The organism is Oceaniferula flava, assembly GCF_016811075.1.
GTDB lineage: Bacteria > Verrucomicrobiota > Verrucomicrobiia > Verrucomicrobiales > Akkermansiaceae > Oceaniferula > Oceaniferula flava.
Map to the genome: position 1 here is coordinate 256,951 of NZ_JAFBGL010000004.1, position 17,752 is coordinate 274,702.

17 protein-coding genes and 1 tRNA gene are annotated in these 17,752 nt (G+C 55.8%); 10 read left to right on the top strand and 8 right to left on the bottom strand.

The genetic code is table 11. The annotated features are described in order from the left end of the window. Positions 1 to 55: 55 nt before the first annotated feature. Positions 56 to 132 (bottom strand) — tRNA-Pro (locus JO972_RS08195). 108 nt (positions 133 to 240) lie between these two features. On the opposite strand from JO972_RS08195, the gene argC reads away from it, so the two are divergent. The 7 genes from argC to JO972_RS08230 all read left to right on the top strand — a co-directional run bounded on the left by argC (position 241) and on the right by JO972_RS08230 (position 6,851). Next, entirely contained in the window at positions 241 to 1,278 is a 1,038-nt protein-coding gene (argC, locus tag JO972_RS08200; RefSeq protein ID WP_309489546.1) for an N-acetyl-gamma-glutamyl-phosphate reductase, read from the top strand. A gap of 58 nt (positions 1,279 to 1,336) precedes the next feature. Next, positions 1,337 to 2,596, top strand: coding sequence for a bifunctional glutamate N-acetyltransferase/amino-acid acetyltransferase ArgJ (argJ, locus tag JO972_RS08205; RefSeq protein ID WP_309489547.1), 1,260 nt, complete (start codon positions 1,337 to 1,339; stop codon positions 2,594 to 2,596). A gap of 215 nt (positions 2,597 to 2,811) precedes the next feature. Then, positions 2,812 to 3,546 (top strand): UMP kinase, encoded by a 735-nt coding sequence (pyrH, locus tag JO972_RS08210; protein ID WP_309489548.1) that lies wholly within the window; start codon positions 2,812 to 2,814, stop codon positions 3,544 to 3,546. Between the two features lie 45 nt (positions 3,547 to 3,591). After that, positions 3,592 to 4,158: a ribosome recycling factor gene (frr, locus tag JO972_RS08215; protein ID WP_309489549.1), complete on the top strand. Its 567-nt coding sequence runs from the start codon at positions 3,592 to 3,594 to the stop codon at positions 4,156 to 4,158. A 69-nt stretch (positions 4,159 to 4,227) separates the two neighbouring features. Further along, the gene (gene mgrA, locus JO972_RS08220; RefSeq protein WP_309489550.1) at positions 4,228 to 5,220 is read left to right on the top strand and encodes an L-glyceraldehyde 3-phosphate reductase; all 993 of its coding nucleotides are present in this window, start codon (positions 4,228 to 4,230) and stop codon (positions 5,218 to 5,220) included. A 68-nt stretch (positions 5,221 to 5,288) separates the two neighbouring features. Beyond that, a complete protein-coding gene (locus JO972_RS08225; protein WP_309489551.1) occupies positions 5,289 to 6,152 on the top strand; it encodes an ATP-grasp fold amidoligase family protein in 864 nt (287 codons plus the stop codon). A gap of 33 nt (positions 6,153 to 6,185) precedes the next feature. Continuing rightward, the gene (locus JO972_RS08230; RefSeq protein ID WP_309489552.1) at positions 6,186 to 6,851 is read left to right on the top strand and encodes an MOSC domain-containing protein; all 666 of its coding nucleotides are present in this window, start codon (positions 6,186 to 6,188) and stop codon (positions 6,849 to 6,851) included. Between the two features lie 118 nt (positions 6,852 to 6,969). Here the strand turns inward: JO972_RS08230 and JO972_RS08235 are convergent, their stop codons facing one another. Beyond that, entirely contained in the window at positions 6,970 to 7,929 is a 960-nt protein-coding gene (locus tag JO972_RS08235) for a hypothetical protein (RefSeq protein ID WP_309489553.1), read from the bottom strand. A gap of 66 nt (positions 7,930 to 7,995) precedes the next feature. On the opposite strand from JO972_RS08235, the gene JO972_RS08240 reads away from it, so the two are divergent. From JO972_RS08240 to JO972_RS08250, 3 genes are all read left to right on the top strand, one after another. Then, positions 7,996 to 8,208: a hypothetical protein gene (locus JO972_RS08240; RefSeq protein WP_309489554.1), complete on the top strand. Its 213-nt coding sequence runs from the start codon at positions 7,996 to 7,998 to the stop codon at positions 8,206 to 8,208. A gap of 71 nt (positions 8,209 to 8,279) precedes the next feature. Beyond that, positions 8,280 to 9,278: an aKG-HExxH-type peptide beta-hydroxylase gene (locus JO972_RS08245; RefSeq protein ID WP_309489555.1), complete on the top strand. Its 999-nt coding sequence runs from the start codon at positions 8,280 to 8,282 to the stop codon at positions 9,276 to 9,278. After that, a complete protein-coding gene (locus JO972_RS08250; RefSeq protein ID WP_309489556.1) occupies positions 9,275 to 10,207 on the top strand; it encodes a glycosyltransferase family A protein in 933 nt (310 codons plus the stop codon). The genes JO972_RS08245 and JO972_RS08250 overlap by 4 nt, the downstream gene beginning before the upstream one ends. 36 nt (positions 10,208 to 10,243) lie before the next feature. Here JO972_RS08250 and JO972_RS08255 read toward each other — a convergent pair whose 3' ends face one another. The 6 genes from JO972_RS08255 to JO972_RS08280 form a co-directional block, all read right to left on the bottom strand. Further along, entirely contained in the window at positions 10,244 to 11,002 is a 759-nt protein-coding gene (locus JO972_RS08255; RefSeq protein ID WP_309489557.1) for a carboxylesterase family protein, read from the bottom strand. 105 nt (positions 11,003 to 11,107) lie between these two features. Then, positions 11,108 to 11,824, bottom strand: coding sequence for a cysteine hydrolase family protein (locus JO972_RS08260; RefSeq protein ID WP_309489558.1), 717 nt, complete (start codon positions 11,822 to 11,824; stop codon positions 11,108 to 11,110). Beyond that, positions 11,821 to 13,068 carry a Zn-dependent hydrolase gene (locus tag JO972_RS08265; protein ID WP_309489559.1) on the bottom strand — a complete coding sequence of 416 codons (1,248 nt, stop codon included), beginning with the start codon at positions 13,066 to 13,068 and terminating at the stop codon, positions 11,821 to 11,823. Before JO972_RS08265 ends, JO972_RS08260 begins: the two co-directional genes overlap by 4 nt. Continuing rightward, the gene (gene asnB / locus JO972_RS08270) at positions 13,065 to 15,023 is read right to left on the bottom strand and encodes an asparagine synthase (glutamine-hydrolyzing) (RefSeq protein ID WP_309489560.1); all 1,959 of its coding nucleotides are present in this window, start codon (positions 15,021 to 15,023) and stop codon (positions 13,065 to 13,067) included. Before asnB ends, JO972_RS08265 begins: the two co-directional genes overlap by 4 nt. 3 nt (positions 15,024 to 15,026) lie before the next feature. Next, entirely contained in the window at positions 15,027 to 16,157 is a 1,131-nt protein-coding gene (locus tag JO972_RS08275; protein WP_309489561.1) for an aspartate/ornithine carbamoyltransferase family protein, read from the bottom strand. 151 nt (positions 16,158 to 16,308) lie between these two features. After that, complete coding sequence (locus JO972_RS08280) at positions 16,309 to 17,748, bottom strand: sodium:solute symporter family transporter (protein ID WP_309489562.1); 1,440 nt, start codon at positions 17,746 to 17,748, stop codon at positions 16,309 to 16,311. Between the last annotated feature and the right edge of the window lie 4 nt (positions 17,749 to 17,752).

Here is a 17,752-nt window from a genome sequence, read left to right on the forward strand (position 1 = left end):
AGCGTGGGGATTCATAAAAAACGAGACTATCCGAAGATAGCCTCGTTTAAAATAATGGTCGGGACTACAGGATTCGAACCTGCGACCTCTTCACCCCCAGCGAAGCGCGCTACCAAACTGCGCCAAGTCCCGGTCATATGATTCGCCCGGAGAATTTGACTTCCTCGAGCAGGGGCGCGCAATTAACCTCAACAATTCGGAGTTGGCAAGCACAGATTTTCGTGGCATTCCCATCTGTCCATGAAACGCGTCAAAATCGCCGTCATCGGAGCCAGCGGATACACCGGACTTGAGCTCCTACGCCTCCTGCTCACCCACCCGCATGCCGAGCTGGTCTGTGTCACCTCGCGCCAGAATGCCGGACGCAAAATTGGCGAGCTCTTTCCGCGCTTCACCGGAGCAGAATCCGCCGACCTGAAATTCATCGATCCCGAGCCGGAGGCCATCGCCGCCACCGGTGCCGAGGTTGCCTTCCTGGCCCTGCCCCACGGTGTCGCCGCCGGTTACGCCTCCAGTTTATTGGAAAAAGGCCTGCGGATCATCGACCTCAGCGCGGACTTCCGCCTGGAAGACCCGGAGGTTTACAAGGAATTCTACGGCGACGATCACCCGGCGCCCGAGTTACTCAAAGAGGCGGTTTACGGTCTGCCGGAAGTGCGTCGCGACGCCATTCCATCAGCCCGCCTGATCGCCGCTCCCGGCTGCTACCCCACCAGCATCAGCCTGCCACTGATCCCTCTGCTTCGGGAAAAATTGATCGACCCTAGCAGCATCGTCACCTGCTCGATGTCCGGCGTCAGTGGTGCCGGTAAAAAAGCGGATCTATCCCTGCTGTTCTGCGAGTGCAACGAAAGCGCCCGCGCCTACGGTGTGCCGAAACATCGCCACCTCTCCGAAATCGAACAAGAACTCGGCAAGGCTGCCGGGGAAAAAGTCGTCATGTCGTTCACCCCGCACCTCATCCCGGTGCACAACGGCATCTGCACCACCACCAGCGCCAAGCTAACCGGAACTCCGGAGGAAGTGAATGCCGCCCTCGAAACAGCCTATGCCGACGAGCATTTCGTTAGACTGTTAGGAAAAGGTGGCTGCGCCGATACCAAGAACGTCACCGGCACCAACTTCATCGATATCGGCTGGGAATACGACGAACGCACCGGCCGGGTGCTACTGCTCAGCGCGGAGGACAACCTCGGCAAAGGGGCCGGAGGTCAGGCAGTCCAGAATTTCAACATCCTCTGCGGATTTTCTGAAACTGCCGGATTGCAAAATTTCTAGAATACGGTCAGGGTCTTGCTCCCGTTCCATTCATTGAGCCCCCACCCTCTAACGAATCATGCCTAACAAATCACCCTTCACAAAAATCAAGGGCGGCGTCTGTGCGCCGAATGGCTTTCAAGCGGCGGCAGTGAGTGCTGGCATCAAAAACCCAGACGATCCGAGGCTCGACCTCGCCTTAATCTACTCCGAGGCACCCTGCGTCGCCGCCGGAACCTTCACCACCAACCGGGTGAAAGCCGCCCCCGTCAAGGTTTCCCAAGCCTACATGAAGGCGGATCAAGTCCAGGCCATCGTCGCCAACAGCGGCAATGCCAACGCCTGCACCGGTGTCGAGGGCATCAGCGACTCTCGCAAAACCGCCAAAATCATCTCCAAATGCCTCGGCTTGCGCCAGCGTCAGATCGCCATCTGCTCCACCGGCGTGATCGGCCTGCCAATGCCGATGACCCGCATTGAGCCCAAACTGCCCGAACTGGTAGAAAACCTCAGTCCAAAGAATGGTGAAGACGTCGCACGCGCCATCATGACCAGCGACACCTGTAAAAAGGAAATCTCCGTCGCGTTCGATTGCGGCGAGCACCGAGTGCGCATCGGCGCCTGCGCCAAGGGGGCCGGCATGATCTGCCCCAGCATGGCCACCATGCTCTGCTTCATCACCACGGACGCCAATGTCCACCCCGACTGCTTACAAAAAGCAGTCCAAGAGGCTGTGGAAATGTCCTTCAACCGCATCACCATCGATGGCGACATGAGCACCAATGACACCGTCATCGTGCTCGCCAACGGCCAAAGCGGCATGCCGGCACCGGCACGCAACAGCGAAGAGTGCCGGAAACTCCGCGAGGCTCTGGTCTACGTGATGACCAAGATGGCCAAGTCACTAGTGCGCGATGGCGAGAGGGTGACCAAGTTTGTCACCGTGGAAGTCAAGGGAGCCAAAACATACCTCGATGCCAAAAAAGTCGCCGAAGCCGTGGCCAATTCAGCCTTGGTCAAAAGCTCCTGGAATGGCAACGATCCGAACTGGGGCCGCATCATCCACGCCGTAGGTTACTCACGCGCCTCAGTGCGCGAGGAACTCATCGACATCCACATCAATGGCAAGCCAGCCTGTCTCGGTGGCCTGCAAGCGAAGACCCAGATGGAAACGCTGCGCAACATCGTCGCCAAAGACGAGTTCACCATCACCATCAACCTCAATCGCGGCAACGCCGAATACGAGGTCTACACCAGCGACCTATCGCCGGAATACATCGATTTCAACCGCTCCGAATACGCCTATTGGAAACAGGCACGGAAAGACGGCTTGGTGTAAGGAAGCGCGGCCTCTATGCAACGAGCTGCAATAGAAACGGCTCAGCGAAGGGCGCTGCTACCGAGCCTGTTGCCCTCAGGGTCTAGCCGCTAGATCTGAATGACTTCGATCGATGAAATGGCGGTCCATTGACCCAGACCTCACCGTGCCGCAAGCACTTCGCCTCATTGCTTCTTGACTCTTGATTCTGAAATCACGATTCTTTGGCCAACACCATGAGTAGCCCCACTGAAGATCGTCAATTTAAGCGCGTCATTTTAAAACTCAGCGGCGAAGCCTTGAGAGAGCCCGGTAGCCACGACAATATTTCCCCCGAAATCGTTGAACGCGTCGCCAAGGAGATCAAAAAGGCGATAAAGTCCGATGTCGAAATCGGCGTCGTTTGCGGCGGTGGCAACTTCTGGCGTGGCGCCTCTGCCAGCGCCCGTGGCATGGACCGCGCCACCGCGGACTACGTCGGCATGCTCGCCACCGTGATGAACGCGCTTGCGCTGCAGAGTGCCTTGGAAGCCGAGGATGTCACCTGCACGGTGCAGTCCGCCATCGAAATGAAAAACGTCGCGGAGCCCTTCATCCGCCGTAAAGCCAACCGCCAACTCTCCGTCGGAACCGTGGTGATTTTCGCCGCAGGCACCGGCAGCCCATTCTTCTCCACCGATACCACCGCCGCCCTGCGCGCGAGTGAAATGAACGCGGATGCCATCATGAAAGCCACCATGGTCGATGGCGTTTACTGCTCGGATCCGAAGAAAAACCCGGACGCCAAACGCTACGACAGCGTGACCTTCGCGGACTGCTTGAGCCAGGACCTCAAGGTCATGGACTCCACCGCTTTCACCCTCTGCCAAGACAATGACATTCCGATCATCGTCTTCGATATCAATGGCGAAGGCAACATCACCAAGGCACTGGCTGGCGACGACATCGGCACCATGATTCACAAAGGCTAAGGCCAAACACGCCCCATATTTTCAACCACCAATCAATCACTAACCATGGACCCAGACACCAGCATTTTAGAAACCGAGCAGAACATGCAGAAAGCCGTCGAATACATCATTCACGAATTCGCCGGCGTCCGTACAGGAAAGGCCAGCCCAGGCCTGGTCGAGAACATCGATGTCAACGTTGCCAGCTACGGCAGCTCGATGAAACTCAAAGGTCTCGCCGTGATCACCGTGCCAGAGCCACGCATGATCGTTGTGCAGCCATTCGATCCTTCCACCACCAAGGACATTGAAAAAGCCATCCTCGAAAGCAAGGTCGGCCTGAACCCGTCCAACGAAGGCAAGCACCTCCGCCTGCCCGTGCCTGAGCTCTCCGAGGAACGCCGCAAGGATCTGGTGAAAATGGTCAAAGGCCTCGCCGAAGAAGGCCGCGTCCGCGTCCGCGCCTGCCGCAAGGACGGCATGGATGCCGCCAAGAAAATGAAGGCCGCCAACGAAATCACCGAAGACGGCCAGCGCGACTTCGAGGAGTCCGTGCAAGAACTCACCAACAAGTTCATCAAGGAAATTGACGAGCACCTGGTGCAGAAAGAGAAGGAACTGATGACCGTCTAAAAACGAAGGGTGCAAACCCTTCGCTCCTCTCATAACGAAGCCTTTAACAGGCTTCGGATCACATCTATCATGTCCTACACCCCGGATCCACAGCGCTACGATGGTCGCATGCCCTATCGTCGCTGTGGAAATTCCGGGCTCAAGCTGCCGGCGATTTCCCTCGGCTTCTGGCATAACTTTGGCGATGTCAACGACCTCAAAGAAGCGAGCAGCATCATGCACCGCGCCTTTGATTTAGGCATCACCCACTTCGATTTTGCCAACAACTACGGCCCGCCTCCCGGGTCGGCCGAACGCAACTGCGGCAAGATCCTGCAAGAGGACTTCCACGCCCACCGCGATGAGCTCGTCATCTCGTCCAAAGCCGGTTACCACATGTGGGACGGGCCGTATGGCGAGTGGGGTTCGCGGAAATACCTGCTGTCATCCCTCGACCAATCGCTCGACCGCCTGCAGCTCGACTACGTCGATATTTTCTACTCGCACCGACCCGATCCAGACACGCCGTTAGAGGAAACCATGGGCGCACTCGCCACCGCGGTGCAGCAGGGCAAGGCGCTCTACGTCGGCATTTCCAATTACCCCGCCGAGATGGCTGCCGAGGCCATGGACTTGCTGCAACAAATGGGCACCCGCTGCCTGATTCACCAGCCACGCTACAACCTCTTTGATCGCTGGATCGAAGAAGGGCTGACCGATTTGTTGCAGGAGAGAGGTGTCGGCTGTATCCCCTTCTCCCCGCTCGCGCAGGGCTTGCTCACCGGGCGTTATCTCGATGGCATCCCCGCGAACTCCCGAGCGGAAAAAGACCACGGGTTCTTGCAAAAGGAAGCGGTGGAGGAAAAACACCAACAGGTGCGCGCATTGCAAGCGATCGCCGATCAACGCGGCCAGACACTGGCCCACATGGCACTCGCTTGGGTGCTACGTCTACCCACCGTCACCAGCGCCCTAATCGGAGCCTCCAGTGTCAAACAACTGGAGGAAAATGTTCGCTGCCTCGATCTGCTCGACTTCACTGATGAAGAATTGCAAGCGATCGATCATGCGGTCGCCCTCTAAGCAGGTCTCGATCACCAGCGACTGATTTTTTCAAAGTGAGCCCTTTCACAAACTCAATTGTTAGACGCATGCCGCTATTCTGGAGAAAGTGGAAAGCCAAAAAGAAAATCATGCGTCGGGGCAGGAAATTGCTCGGCTATAACTTCAACCTTCAAGAACCTCGAACCTATTGCGAAAAGATTCAGTGGTTGAAACTCAATCACCTGGCTCACGACCCCAAGGTGGTCGAGCGGGCAGACAAGTATAGGGTCAGAAAATTCCTCATCGAGAAAGGTTATGAAGAAAATCTGATCCCGCTGTTGGGTGTCTGGGAACGGGTGGAGGATATCGATTGGCAACAGCTGCCAGATCAATTTGTAATGAAGCTCAATAATGCTTCCTCAAAAAAATACCTCTGGTTTGTCTATGATAAAAGCCAAGCTGACATCCCAGCGTTACAGCAGGAAATCCAAAGCAGGATGTCACACAATTTTGGCCAACGCATGGGGGAGTTCCACTACGGAAAAATGCCCGTCAAAATCATTGCTGAAACGCTTCTTGATGAAGACGGCCTCCCAATCAAAGACTATAAATTTTACTGTTTTCATGGCAACGTGGAGTTCCTATCGATCGAGACAGGAAAGATCAAAGGGGAGCATGTTAGAGATTATTACACCCCTGATCTATCCCGCTCAGGGATCACCTTTAAATACGAAATGCCACCCCCGGATGAACCATTCGAAAAACCACCCAATTATCAAGCCATGGTCCACATGGCCGAGCAGCTAAGCCAAGGGTTTCCTCATATGCGAGTGGATCTTTACAACATCAATGGGCAGATCTACTTTGGTGAATTGACCTACTCTCCTGAATGTGGCTTTACCGCATGGAACCCTCGTGAGTTAGACGATCGATATGGCCAACTCATCAACATTGATCAGATTACCCATTGATGAGGGCCTCATCACTCAACCTTGATACCAGCCATGAACATCACCAGCATCCAGGTAGGGCTTCCTCGCCCATTCGGCACTAAGGCGTGGAACAGTGCTATTTTCAAGGAAACTGTATCCGGCCCGGTGCACGTGGGAAAAATCAACCTCGCTGGTGATGCCCAGGCCGACTTGACCCATCACGGCGGTCCCGACAAAGCCATCTGTGTCTATCCTCAAGAACACTACCGCTCTTGGAAAAAAACATTCGATCTGGATTTTTCCTCCGGAGATTTTGGCGAGAACTTCACCACTCAGGGCATGATGGAATCTGATGTCTACATCGGTGATGTCTTTCGCATTGGCAGCGCCAGCGTGCAGATCAGCCAACCTCGGCAACCATGCTGGAAACTCGCCAAACGCTGGGACGTCAGACAGCTGCCGCTGCACGTGCAGAACCGCGGCTGGACCGGCTGGTATTTTAGGGTGATCGAAGAAGGTAAGGTCTGCGCAAATGATGACTTTGATCTCATCGAGAGATCGAACACCGAGTGGTCAGTGGCCAAGGCCAACGAGCTCATGCATCACGATAAAACCAATTGGGCCGCAGCCGCCGAGCTCGCCGATTGCCCAAGCCTGTCAGCCAACTGGCGAGCCACCCTGCGCCACCGAGCAAAAAAACGCCGCGTGGAAGACAGTTCCAAGCGCTTGCAAGGTTGAGTTAACGGCACAGAGGCCACATTGCCCGTGATGTGGCGGACAGCAGCCTAGTGTGATACGATCGTCTCCGGCCGCTGCGTATTTTCAAACAAGCAGCGGCGCAGACGAGCAAAATTCATCACAAGGTCGGCCGACTCCAAGACCTCCAGCGCGCTTTGCGTCGTTGCCGTTCGAGGAACCTTCCAGTCATCTCGATTTTCCCGCTGCCACTCGCCCCAGCATCATCGAGAGCGCGTATGGCGGCAGAATAGTTCTCCACAAATTGCTCACGCGAGCGCTGCCGCGATGCGCTGCTGTGCTCCACCTTGAAGCCCACTGTGGGGTTGGTGTTGATTTCGTAAAACTGCGGCCGCCCCTGATAGAGCCCGATATCCACCCGACCATACTCGATGTTTGCCAGCTCGAACACACGCTTCACAGTCTCCGCATGAGGCACCTCGTTGATGCTTTCCAGCTCGGCGGCATAACGCTCCTCGGAGGCCACCCCTGGCTCACCATACTTGACGATCCAGTTGCGCTCGTGCACTGCGGTATCGATAAAATACCGATCGCCAATACGGTAGCAGGATTGCTTCCGATACAGGTCGTCTTCCAAGGGTTCGGCGGCAAATTCGACGACGATAGTATTGGAAAACGGCACTCCATCGGCCTCCGCATCCGCCAGCGCTGCCTCCAATTCCTCCTGACTATGGAGTAAGTCCGAGAGCATGCCATCGTGAAACGAATCGCGCCTCACGAAGACAGGATAGCGAGTCGGCCACTCGCCGAGGCTGGGACGATACACGTTAAAATCATTCACCCCCGCCAGCGACAACCTGCGCAGCAAGGCATAACGACACGCCACCTGAGCCGGATGGTTCAGCACCTTCGCTCCTCCCTGTTTGAGGTTCAGGTAGACGCTGGATGCCAGCTCCAGCTCCCACTGGCTCAATCGATCGAAATCGGTGAAAATATAGGTCGCACAAGGCAGTGACTTCGCCGCAAACAGCTCATCATAACTGAGGCATTGCAGCAGCCCATTCCGGCGCGGAGCCTTCACCGTGTAGGTGTGCTCCCAGCGACTGACATATATAACCATGAGACGCCATCAAGCCTAAGCCTTCCAATCTTGACAAGCACTGAAAAAAATCGATAGATTAGAGCCATGGCTAAGAATAAAAAATCCATCCAACTCGACCCTAATAAACTCCTCGGTCACACCTCATCCGCCAAAGTCGGTGACAAAACCGCCGGTAAGCCGGTGACCAACGAGATCCAAGCGAAAGTCGGTGGTAAAAGCGACTTCAAATTGAACACCAGCGTTCAACCAAAAATCGGCGGTAAAGTAGGTGGAAAACCAGTTACCAAGAACCACTAAGTGGATCACGCCTCAAAAACAAAAACCTGCACGACTCGTGCAGGTTTTTTGTGTACATCCACCAAACTGCCATGACTGCTCCCCTTTCGTTCTACCCGAACCACGACATCGTCCAAGCCTTCGACCTCACCACCCGTGAGCGGCTCGTGGACAGCCTGAACTACCTCGCTGAGGTCAGCTCAGAACACATCGAACTATCAGCGAATGAACTGGAGCAGGCGAATGTAAGGATCCGGCAGCAATCGATCCTACCGGAAACTTTGGCGGCCTACTACGAGCTAGTGGGCGCGATCCAATCGGGCGATTTCGATGAGGCTCGGGCACTTTTCCAAGAAGTTCTCAACGCCGAGCCGGCAAGCGACACCCTCAAGGTCATCCCCTATCTCGGAGCCGACGACATCCCATCCATCCGCTACATCAGGCAAGTCGATACCGATCCGGACAACCCCTTCAACATCCACCCATCCAGCCAGGAAGATTTTGCCCGGGCCAAGCAACTGATCGAAGAATCACTCGAACTCTTGCAAAGTGAGAACCCGGCGCTGTTCGCCGAAATCACCACTCTCCTGAAGCGTATTATGTTAGGTAGCGGCCCCAAGGAAAAAGGCCAATTTACCTTCGACGGTGCTTCCGCCCCGGGGCTCTGGGGAGCGATCGTGCTTAATGCCGTCGAACCGGTGGATGTTGTCGATATGGCACAAACGCTCGCCCACGAAAGCTGTCACAACCTCCTGTTCGGCTACTGCATCGACGATCAACTGGTCAATAACCCGGACAGCGAACGCCATGCCTCGCCACTGCGTATCGACCCCCGACCGCTCGATGGCATCTACCACGCTACCTTTGTCTTAGCCCGGATGCACTACACTGCGGCCACCCTCGCCGATAGCCCACGGGTTTCTGCCGAGCTCCAACAAAAAGCATGCCAGGAAATGAAGGCTCGCGAGGTAGGGTTCTACGATGGCCTGGCCACCCTGAAAAAGCATGCCGACTACACCGATCAAGGCAAGGCGCTGATGGATGCCGCGGAGGCCTACATGAACAAGGCCACAGGCAAGCAGGTGTCATGACTGACAACGCGGTCATCTTCATCATCTACGCCCGAGCCGACCACACTGAGCGCGTATTTTCTCACATTCGCGCTGCCCACCCACGGCACCTATACGTCATCGCCGATGGCCCAAAACCCGGCTCCGACAGCGACTATGCAGCCTGCGACGCGGCCCGCGCAGTGATCCAAGTCGACTGGCAATGCGAGCTCACTCTCGATTACAGCGAGGAAAACCTCGGCTGTCAGCGACGGATTCACTCGGGGATCAGCAAGGCCTTTGAACAATTTGATCGCGCCATCATTCTCGAGGACGACTGCCTACCGCACCCGGATTTCTTCACCTTTTGCGACCTAATGTTAGAACGCTACCAGGACGACGCCGAAGTGATGCACATCTGCGGATCCAACTTCGTTCACCCGAAACATTTCAAGCGCAGCTACGCCTTCAACCAATACGCCACTCCCTGGGGTTGGGCGACCTGGAAAAGGGCCTGGCAACACATCGATCTCAACATGACCGGCTTCCTTGAGCAGAGCGCGAGCATCGAACGGCGCATGCAGATCAGCCCCAAGGCATTTGCCAAGTTATCGAGTCGACTGCACAAGGTCCAAAGCGGCGAAGTGTGCTCGTGGGCCTACCCATGGCTGAGTAGCATCCTTGCCCTGGACGGTTTGTGCATTACTCCCCAACAAAATTTAATCTCGAACATCGGCTTTGGTGAGCGCAGCACGCACACCTCAGACCCGGACTCCCCGTTCGCCAACAAAGCAACCTCGGAACTGCCCGACGAACTCTCGCATCCAGATCAGGTCGCCCTTGATCGGCGTGTCCAACGCGAAATCTTTGATTTCTTTTTCGGCGGGAAACATCGCAAACGTGGCGTGCTAGGGTGGCCTCGAAAAATCAAACGAGCCTGGCGTAAATGGAAGAACCGCGGGAATGCATGAGATAGTCTGTTAGCCTCCCCTTTGCTAGAAACTCCATTACTTTTTCTGCTGAGCAAACAGCCACAGCCAGACCTCGGGGTTCCGGTAGGTTTGGGTCCAAGAGTTATGTTTCACCCCAGGATACTCGGTGTATTTCGGCTCGCCGCCGGCCTCCTTCAATGCCTTCACCATCACTTGAGACATGGTGACAGGCACCACATTGTCGGCATCACCGTGGAAGATCCACAGCGGCACATGCTTGAATTTTTCTGCCGTTTTGACATCGCCACCACCGCAAATGGGGACCGCGGCGGCAAAGAAATCAGGTCGGCGCGCCAGAGCATCGAAGGTGCCGTATCCGCCCATAGAGAGGCCGGTAATGTAGATCCGTTTGGGGTCGACATTTTCTGACTTCACCAGCTGATCCACGGCAGAAAAAACCAATTTCATCACCGGCGAGGCATTGGCCCGCAGGCTCAGGTTCTTCGCATCGCGAAAATCACCACGACTGTTCGCCCACCACCCTTCTCTCGGACACTGCGGTGCAATCACGACGCAGTCTTTTTCATTTTCCTTCAGCCATTGCAGCAGGTCTGGCACTCCGTGTTTGGTTTGCGACTGATTGTTGTCGCCCCGCTCACCGGCGCCGTGCAGGAAGAGAATCATGGCTGGCGAGTCACCGTCGCCAGTGCGGGTCCACTGGTAGGGCAGGGTAACGCTGCCTTTTTTCACGCTTTCTTTTTTCATCTCAGCTTCAGTGCTCAGCGTTCCTAACAGAAGTAACAGCAGTAATTGGAATCCATATTTCATCATCATATTGAACCCATCTATCCAAGGGCAAGGAGGGGCCGATGGAAATCACTTTTTTGCTGAAAATCGGAGCTATGTCTGGCTACCGACGCATCGAACCGCACGGACCGATTAACCGTCGTCCAGCTCCCGCTCCACCTCGCCGAGCGCCTGCTCCGTGGAGATCACTTTGGCATAGCGATCTTTCAAGTTTCTCACGGTCGCGCTCTGCAATTCAGGAGTCACGGTCGCGCAGCCATCATCGATCATGGTGACCAGATATCCCAAGTCGCAGGCATCGCGAATGGTTGTCTCCACGCACTCGTTGGTATAGACGCCAACCACATAGAGCGAGCTGATCCCCATATTATTCAGCACATAATGCAAGTTGGTGCTGGAGAAGACGCCGCTGGCAGTTTTGTTGATGATGATTTCATCCCCCACGGGCGCTACCTCCTCAAGAAAACAGGCATCGCCAGAGCCGGGGGCCGCGTGTAACTCCAGCCGTTGATGCCCCTTCGAGCGATCGCGCCCGTCTTTGGTGAGCGATTGGATACGGACATGGATCACCTCCAGTCCGTGCGCCCGGAAACAATTCTGCAGGTTATGCACATTGGGGAGGACCACCTCTTTCAATCGGCTGAAATAGTAATCCATCTCCTCCATCGAAATCGGCGAGTTTTCATAGTCAGAAAAGAGCCCGTGGCCTTCGGCGGCGTCGAGGTATTGCATGTCGATGCACAACAAGGCGGTGTGGTGACTGCGGAGATCCTTGCCCCGTCTGGGGATATCGATCAGCGAGTCGCGATAGATCGGCTTGAGTGGATCGCTTGGTTTTTCTGAGTTCATGATGGTTGGGTTCCCAAGTGTTGTAGAGCTTGTAACATAACGTTCGCGCCGGCCTCAACATCTTCCCAGGCAGTCCACTCCGCCGGCGAGTGACTGACACCTCCCTGGCTGGGAACAAACACCATCCCCATGGGAGCGATGCGCCCGACGACTTGAGCATCGTGGGCGGCCCCACTGAGCATGTTCAGCGACCGAAGGTCGAGGTCGTCAGCGGCGAACTGCAAGATCTTCACCAAGTTCAGGTCACAATCGACTGGATGAATTTCGCCCTGCACGCTGAACTCAAACATCAATTTCCGGCGCCGCGAGATGGCAGCCAAGGCGCGCTGAAAGGCGAGTGAGAGTTCATCTAACTTCTCCGGTGAGGGGTCGCGAAAATCGAGTGAGAACTCCACATTTCCAGGCACCGAGTTCGGCGCACCTGGCAGAATTTCCGCCTTCCCAATGGTGGCTCGACTGTGCTCACCGCCATTTTCCTCGAGGATCCGTGGGATCTCGTGCGCAAAATCAGCGAGCCCCATGAAGGCATCCTTGCGATAATCCATCGGCGTGGTGCCGGCGTGATTGGCTTCGCCGGCAAACTTGAGCGACCAGGATCTGAGCCCGGTGATGTTGTCGACGATGCCCACCTGCAGGCGCTGCTCATCGAGCACCGGGCCTTGTTCGATGTGAAGCTCGAGGTAGGCAAGAATCTCCTCGGCTGGTCGACGCGCGTCGAGTGCCTTGAGCGGGTCCAACCCATGCGCCTGCATGGCATCGAACAGACGCACGCCATTGAGATCCACCGAACTCTCGATGCGTTCGACATTCACCAGACCGGTAAATGACTCCGAGCCAAAGGTGCCACCAAAGCGACCTTCCTCGTCACTGAAGGCAATCAGTTCAATCGCCCGCTGCAGATTGGTTCCGGATTCCTTTAAAACCCTGAGGCACTCCAGGCCAACCACCACCCCCAAGGCACCATCTAACATACCAGCGCAGGGCACGGTATCGATGTGTGAGCCGACAAATATTCTCGGTCCTCCGTCCTTACCATCAAGGACACCCGACACATTGGCCGCGCCGTCCATGGATGCTTGCAGGCCGGCATCTTCGATCCGCTGCTGCAGCCAGCGCTTGCCAGCCATGTCGTGATCGGTGAACGCCATGCGGTAGTTGCCGCGGTCGTCTTCGTTCCGACCAATCGAAGCCAGCGCGAGGAGGTCCTCCTTGATGCGCTCAATCTGGACTCGCAGAGCACTCATAAGGCAACAAATTGACGGTGTAAAATATGCAGCGTGATCAGGTGATTCAGCAAGGTGTCCTTGCGCACCAGCGAGGTGGGGTCGGAGTCTTGGCGATATCCAGTGAGGAACGCATCAACCTTTTCCGGAGAGCAAACACCTGCCTCCTCCACCACATTGTGGTTCAAATACTCACTGATCAGCTCCTCCACCTTATTACGTTTCTCCGCATCGGTGTGTGCCGGTGGTGCCATGAACGCGAACTTCTCGCGCTTGTAGAGCACCTCGGGCAGCACTCCCTTGACCGCTTCGCGGAGGATGTGTTTCTCCACATTCCCCTTGATGCGCAAGTTCGGCGGCACATCCACCGCTGCCTTCGCGAGATGATGATCGAGGAAGGCCGGGCGTGACTCCATGGAGTTGGCCATATCGACACGGTCCCCACCCCAGTTCAGAATCTGACCCTCGAGCTGACACTTCGACCAGGTGTATTGAGCTTTGTCCAAGGGGTGCCGACCATCGAGCATGGAGGGGTCGAGACGTGAGGCAATTTCTTCGATCGGATCGTAACCTTCGAGGTCGCTTTGCAACTGGTCGGACAACAGCGGTCGAGCCAGATCGAGGGTGTCCATCCATGGCTGCAGCCACGATGGCGTGAAGCCCATCAGCTTCTCCCAGGCCGGGTGGTGACGTTGGTTTTCCGCAAGGATGGCACCTTTAAATAGCTTGTTGGTTTTCTCCAAAGCCGCCTGGTATTCGTTTCTAACACTCTCCGGTTCGTGGGCCAGTCCGTGCAGGAACATATCACGCTTCAACGCCGGATAACCTGCGAATAACTCGTCCGCCCCCTCGCCGGTAATGACACAGCGGTAGCCTGAGTCCCAAACGCGCTTCGACATCAGGTTCTTGGCCACACCCAAGGTGTTGTAAAACGTCCGCTCGCAGTGCCAGACCGTTTTGACGTAATTTTCTCCGTAAAGGTCAGCGGCACGGAGGTTGATCACTTCCTGGTCCGCTCCCATCGATTCTGCCATCTGTTTGGCAATCGGGGCTTCATCGTAGGCGTCGTCATCGAAGGATATGGTGTAGGCCTTGGTTGGCGACTGCATGGCTCCCGTGGCCAGGCCGAGGATACAGCAGGAATCAATGCCGCCAGATAGATAACATCCCACCGGAACATCTGCCTCAAGACGCAGCACAATCGCCCGGATCAGCTCTTCGCGAATGTGCTCGACGTGTTCTTGTTCGTCGACTTTCGACGGTCGGTCTTCTTCGCAGGGAAAGTCGTAGTCCCAGTATTTTTGTTTGAGAATTTCCAGTTTGCCATCGCGCTTCCGGATTCGGAGAAAGTGTCCGGGGTCGAGAGAAACGATATTTTCAAAGGCACTCATACCAGGAGCGATTGTCTGCATCAGCTGGTGCAGCGCCGCCTTGCCATCGAGTTTGGCGGGCACGTCAGGGTGCGCGAGGATCGACTTCACTTCGGAGCCGTAGACGATCTTCGTCTGGTCGGGTGACAGCCAGTAGAACAGGGGACGGACGCCAAAGCGATCGCGCAGCAGGATCAACTCATCCTTGCTTTTGTCGTAAAGCGCGAAGGCGAATTCGCCGCGTAGATGCTCGGTGAAATCCAAGCCAAACTTGCGGTAGAGACCGATGGCAATTTCCGAGTCGGACTTGGTATAAAACCGATCCCCCTCCGCCATCAAGGTGGCTCGGTGTTGTTTAAAATCGTAGAACTCGCCGTTGCTGGTGAGAACGTATCGCCCGTCCACCGCGTGCAGTGGCTGGCAGCCGCCTTCGAGATCATTGATCGCAAGACGGGTGTGTCCGAGCGCGACGCCTTGTCCGCGGTCGACATACTGACCGTTGCCGTCAGGGCCGCGGTGATAAAGTGTCTTCAGCTGCCCTTCGAGCAGATCCGGGGTGTTACTTGGTAGTGGTTTGGATGAAAAATGACCGGCAATTCCGCACATAGATTATTTTAGATTCATGGGTTTGATTTCGTCGAAGTCAGGCAGGGTATCGAGTCGGCCTAACACGGACATGAGCAGTGCCTGGCGAATGAATACCGCGCCGTGGGCCTGCGAGAAGTAGAGATTGTGCTGGGTTTTATCCAGCGAGGTATCCAGCTCATCAAGGCGAGCCAGTGGGTGGAGAATGACCGCGGAATCCTTCAGCGGACTCTCGGCGTTCAGTTTGTAGCGACCGTCCATGGTCTTGTAAGCATCACCGAGGAAGGCGATCGAGTTCATGTAAACCACGTCGAGGCTGGGGAGGTGCTCGCGGACGTCGTTAGAAACTTCATACTCGATATCAGCATGCTTCAGCTGCTCCGTGACATCGGCACCAAAGGGGTCCGCCATTTCAGAAATCACTGTGACCTTGCCGATGTGTTCTTTGAAAAGTAGCGCCATCAGCAGGAAGGACTTCACCGCCCGCATCGAGCCCGGAGTTCCCAAAATACCGATGTTCAGCTTATCGTCACGGGGCTGATAGACCTCGGCCAGTTGCGGTCTCCATTTCAGCAGGGCAAACCAATCGGCCAGAGCCTGAGTCGGGTGTTCGCCCGTGCCATTGCCGGCATTGATCAGGGGGATGCGGAGGTTTTCGAGAATTTGCTGCGGAGAATTGGTATCGGTATGCCGCATGATGACCACGTCGGCGTAGGCATTGAACATCTCACCGATGTCTGCCAGGGACTCTCCTTTCGCCTGCCCGGTGGTGCTGCCATCGGCAATGGAGATCACCTTGCCATCGAGACGGTAGAAGGCACTTTCAAAGCTGGTGCGGGTGCGAGTGGAAGCTTCGAAGAAGGCGGTCACGGCAATCTTTCCATCGAGTGGATGATACGGCCAGACTTCGATCTTTTCTAACACAGCTGCCAATTTGCACAGCTCCGCCACCTGCTGGTAGCTGAACTGGCCGGCCTCAAGGATATGTTTACCCTCCAACTGCTTGAGCACTGCCACGTCCACCGGGTTATCGACAAACAGTCCCGAAGGTTCCGGGCGGATGGCCTCGGAGCCTTCGGGGGGCTCAATGTTAGAGGTGATTTGATTTTTCCGAATCGCTTCTGCTTTCGAATGATTATTGGATGAGTCCGTCATGACTTGAGATGTGTAGAGATTACCAAAGAGTGCCTTTAATCCAGTCGCGGACCAGCAAGAGACACAGAACCAGACTGCCGAGTGCTGTCCAAGACAGCGCGACGATCACAAGAGCGTGGATGAATGATTGAGAGAACATGGTGGGGGGGGGTTAGGGAGTCGCGATCGGGGTCTTTACCAGCTCGAAGCGACTGCTCGGGCGGATCCAACGTGCAGCGATGGTGAACAACATGGAGATTCCGGCGCCCACGAGTGACGCGGTGAACCATCCTAACATAAAGTAAGCGGTAACGCCCAAGGCGCAACCGGTAACAATTCCGGCAAGAACGAGAGCCCGGTTAATACGCTTCCAGAACAGGCCGGCGATGACCGGCCAGATCAAGCTGCCCACTAAAGGACCCGAGATAAAGAGCGCCTGAATAATTGGCCAATGTGGTGCGGCTAACAACCACGCGACCACTCCCACGCCAATAATCACCAGAGTGGAAACCTTGCGGAAACCTTGTTCATTCAGCTTTCCGTGGAACAAGCCTTCGTGCACGTCTTTGATCAACAGATCCGATGTCGCGGCTAGGAGCGAGTCGATGGATGAAGCCATCGAGCAGAACAGCACAATCAAAATCAGCACTCCGGCCATCGCGCCGAAGCCGGCATTACCCATCACTGCGGAGGCCACCGCTGGCCCGGTCTGGTTGATATCGACGATGTTGATCTCCAGGGGGCCGGCGGCCAAGGCGATGAAGCCGGCAGCGATCGGGATCGGGAACCACAGCAGGCCAGCGAGGAAGAAGGCTTTCGGTGCCACATCCTTGCGCATGGCAAAGGCACGCGACCACCACACGTTGTTGTGAAACACCTCACCGAAGCCGAATAGCATGTTATTGAACACCGCCAGCAGCGCAGCCGGCATAATGATTTTCACCAGCGATGGTTGGTAGGTTTGTAGATGATTGTAGGCGGCATCGAAGTCTAACTGCGTCGCAGCCAGGATGCCGATAAACACAATGCCAATGAGGATGATCACACTTTGGATGAAGTCAGTCCCGATCACCGCATACATCCCACCAAACAGGGTGTAGAGCACACAGACCACCAAGATCAGCGTCATGCCCTGAAGAAAGGGAATACCCGCCAGCACCATCATCAGGTCCCCTCCGGCAATGGCCATACTCACCAACCAGGAGAGCGAATAGAGCATGGTGATCAATAGAAACAGACACCAACCGGCCCGGCCGTAGCGTTGCCGAAAGAAATCGCCCGCCGTCACACCTTGCGGAAGAATCTTGCGAATGCGCACCGCAAACAGCGCAAAAAGTAACAAGCCGAAACTCGCCGTCGAGTAGGCAACCATTCCCCAAACCCCCAGCGACAGTGCAAAAACAGGTGCCAGCATCGTGGTGTTCGAGGTCACCCAGGTGGCCATCGAGGTGGCTGAGCCCAACGACAAACCAACCTTGCGTCCGGCCAGCATGAAGTCCTCGGAGTCCTTGGCCTTTTTACCCCAGTAGAGGCCTAACAAAACCCACAGCACACCCAGTCCGAGCACAATCGCCCAGCCTGTGGGAACTGACATCGAAGTGGCTAAGAGCATGACA

What these genes read in the sequence shown, in the direction of transcription:
- JO972_RS08265 (WP_309489559.1), bottom strand. Translation starts at nt 13,068, where the DNA reads ATGAGTGCTCTGCGAGTCCAGATTGAGCGCATCAAGGAGGACCTCCTC.
- JO972_RS08230 (WP_309489552.1), top strand. Translation starts at nt 6,186, where the DNA reads ATGAACATCACCAGCATCCAGGTAGGGCTTCCTCGCCCATTCGGCACT.
- JO972_RS08240 (WP_309489554.1), top strand. Translation starts at nt 7,996, where the DNA reads ATGGCTAAGAATAAAAAATCCATCCAACTCGACCCTAATAAACTCCTC.
- JO972_RS08250 (WP_309489556.1), top strand. Translation starts at nt 9,275, where the DNA reads ATGACTGACAACGCGGTCATCTTCATCATCTACGCCCGAGCCGACCAC.
- frr (WP_309489549.1), top strand. Translation starts at nt 3,592, where the DNA reads ATGGACCCAGACACCAGCATTTTAGAAACCGAGCAGAACATGCAGAAA.
- JO972_RS08235 (WP_309489553.1), bottom strand. Translation starts at nt 7,929, where the DNA reads ATGGTTATATATGTCAGTCGCTGGGAGCACACCTACACGGTGAAGGCT.
- argJ (WP_309489547.1), top strand. Translation starts at nt 1,337, where the DNA reads ATGCCTAACAAATCACCCTTCACAAAAATCAAGGGCGGCGTCTGTGCG.
- argC (WP_309489546.1), top strand. Translation starts at nt 241, where the DNA reads ATGAAACGCGTCAAAATCGCCGTCATCGGAGCCAGCGGATACACCGGA.
- mgrA (WP_309489550.1), top strand. Translation starts at nt 4,228, where the DNA reads ATGTCCTACACCCCGGATCCACAGCGCTACGATGGTCGCATGCCCTAT.
- asnB (WP_309489560.1), bottom strand. Translation starts at nt 15,023, where the DNA reads ATGTGCGGAATTGCCGGTCATTTTTCATCCAAACCACTACCAAGTAAC.
- pyrH (WP_309489548.1), top strand. Translation starts at nt 2,812, where the DNA reads ATGAGTAGCCCCACTGAAGATCGTCAATTTAAGCGCGTCATTTTAAAA.
- JO972_RS08280 (WP_309489562.1), bottom strand. Translation starts at nt 17,748, where the DNA reads ATGCTCTTAGCCACTTCGATGTCAGTTCCCACAGGCTGGGCGATTGTG.
- JO972_RS08260 (WP_309489558.1), bottom strand. Translation starts at nt 11,824, where the DNA reads ATGAACTCAGAAAAACCAAGCGATCCACTCAAGCCGATCTATCGCGAC.
- JO972_RS08225 (WP_309489551.1), top strand. Translation starts at nt 5,289, where the DNA reads ATGCCGCTATTCTGGAGAAAGTGGAAAGCCAAAAAGAAAATCATGCGT.
- JO972_RS08245 (WP_309489555.1), top strand. Translation starts at nt 8,280, where the DNA reads ATGACTGCTCCCCTTTCGTTCTACCCGAACCACGACATCGTCCAAGCC.
- JO972_RS08255 (WP_309489557.1), bottom strand. Translation starts at nt 11,002, where the DNA reads ATGATGATGAAATATGGATTCCAATTACTGCTGTTACTTCTGTTAGGA.
- JO972_RS08275 (WP_309489561.1), bottom strand. Translation starts at nt 16,157, where the DNA reads ATGACGGACTCATCCAATAATCATTCGAAAGCAGAAGCGATTCGGAAA.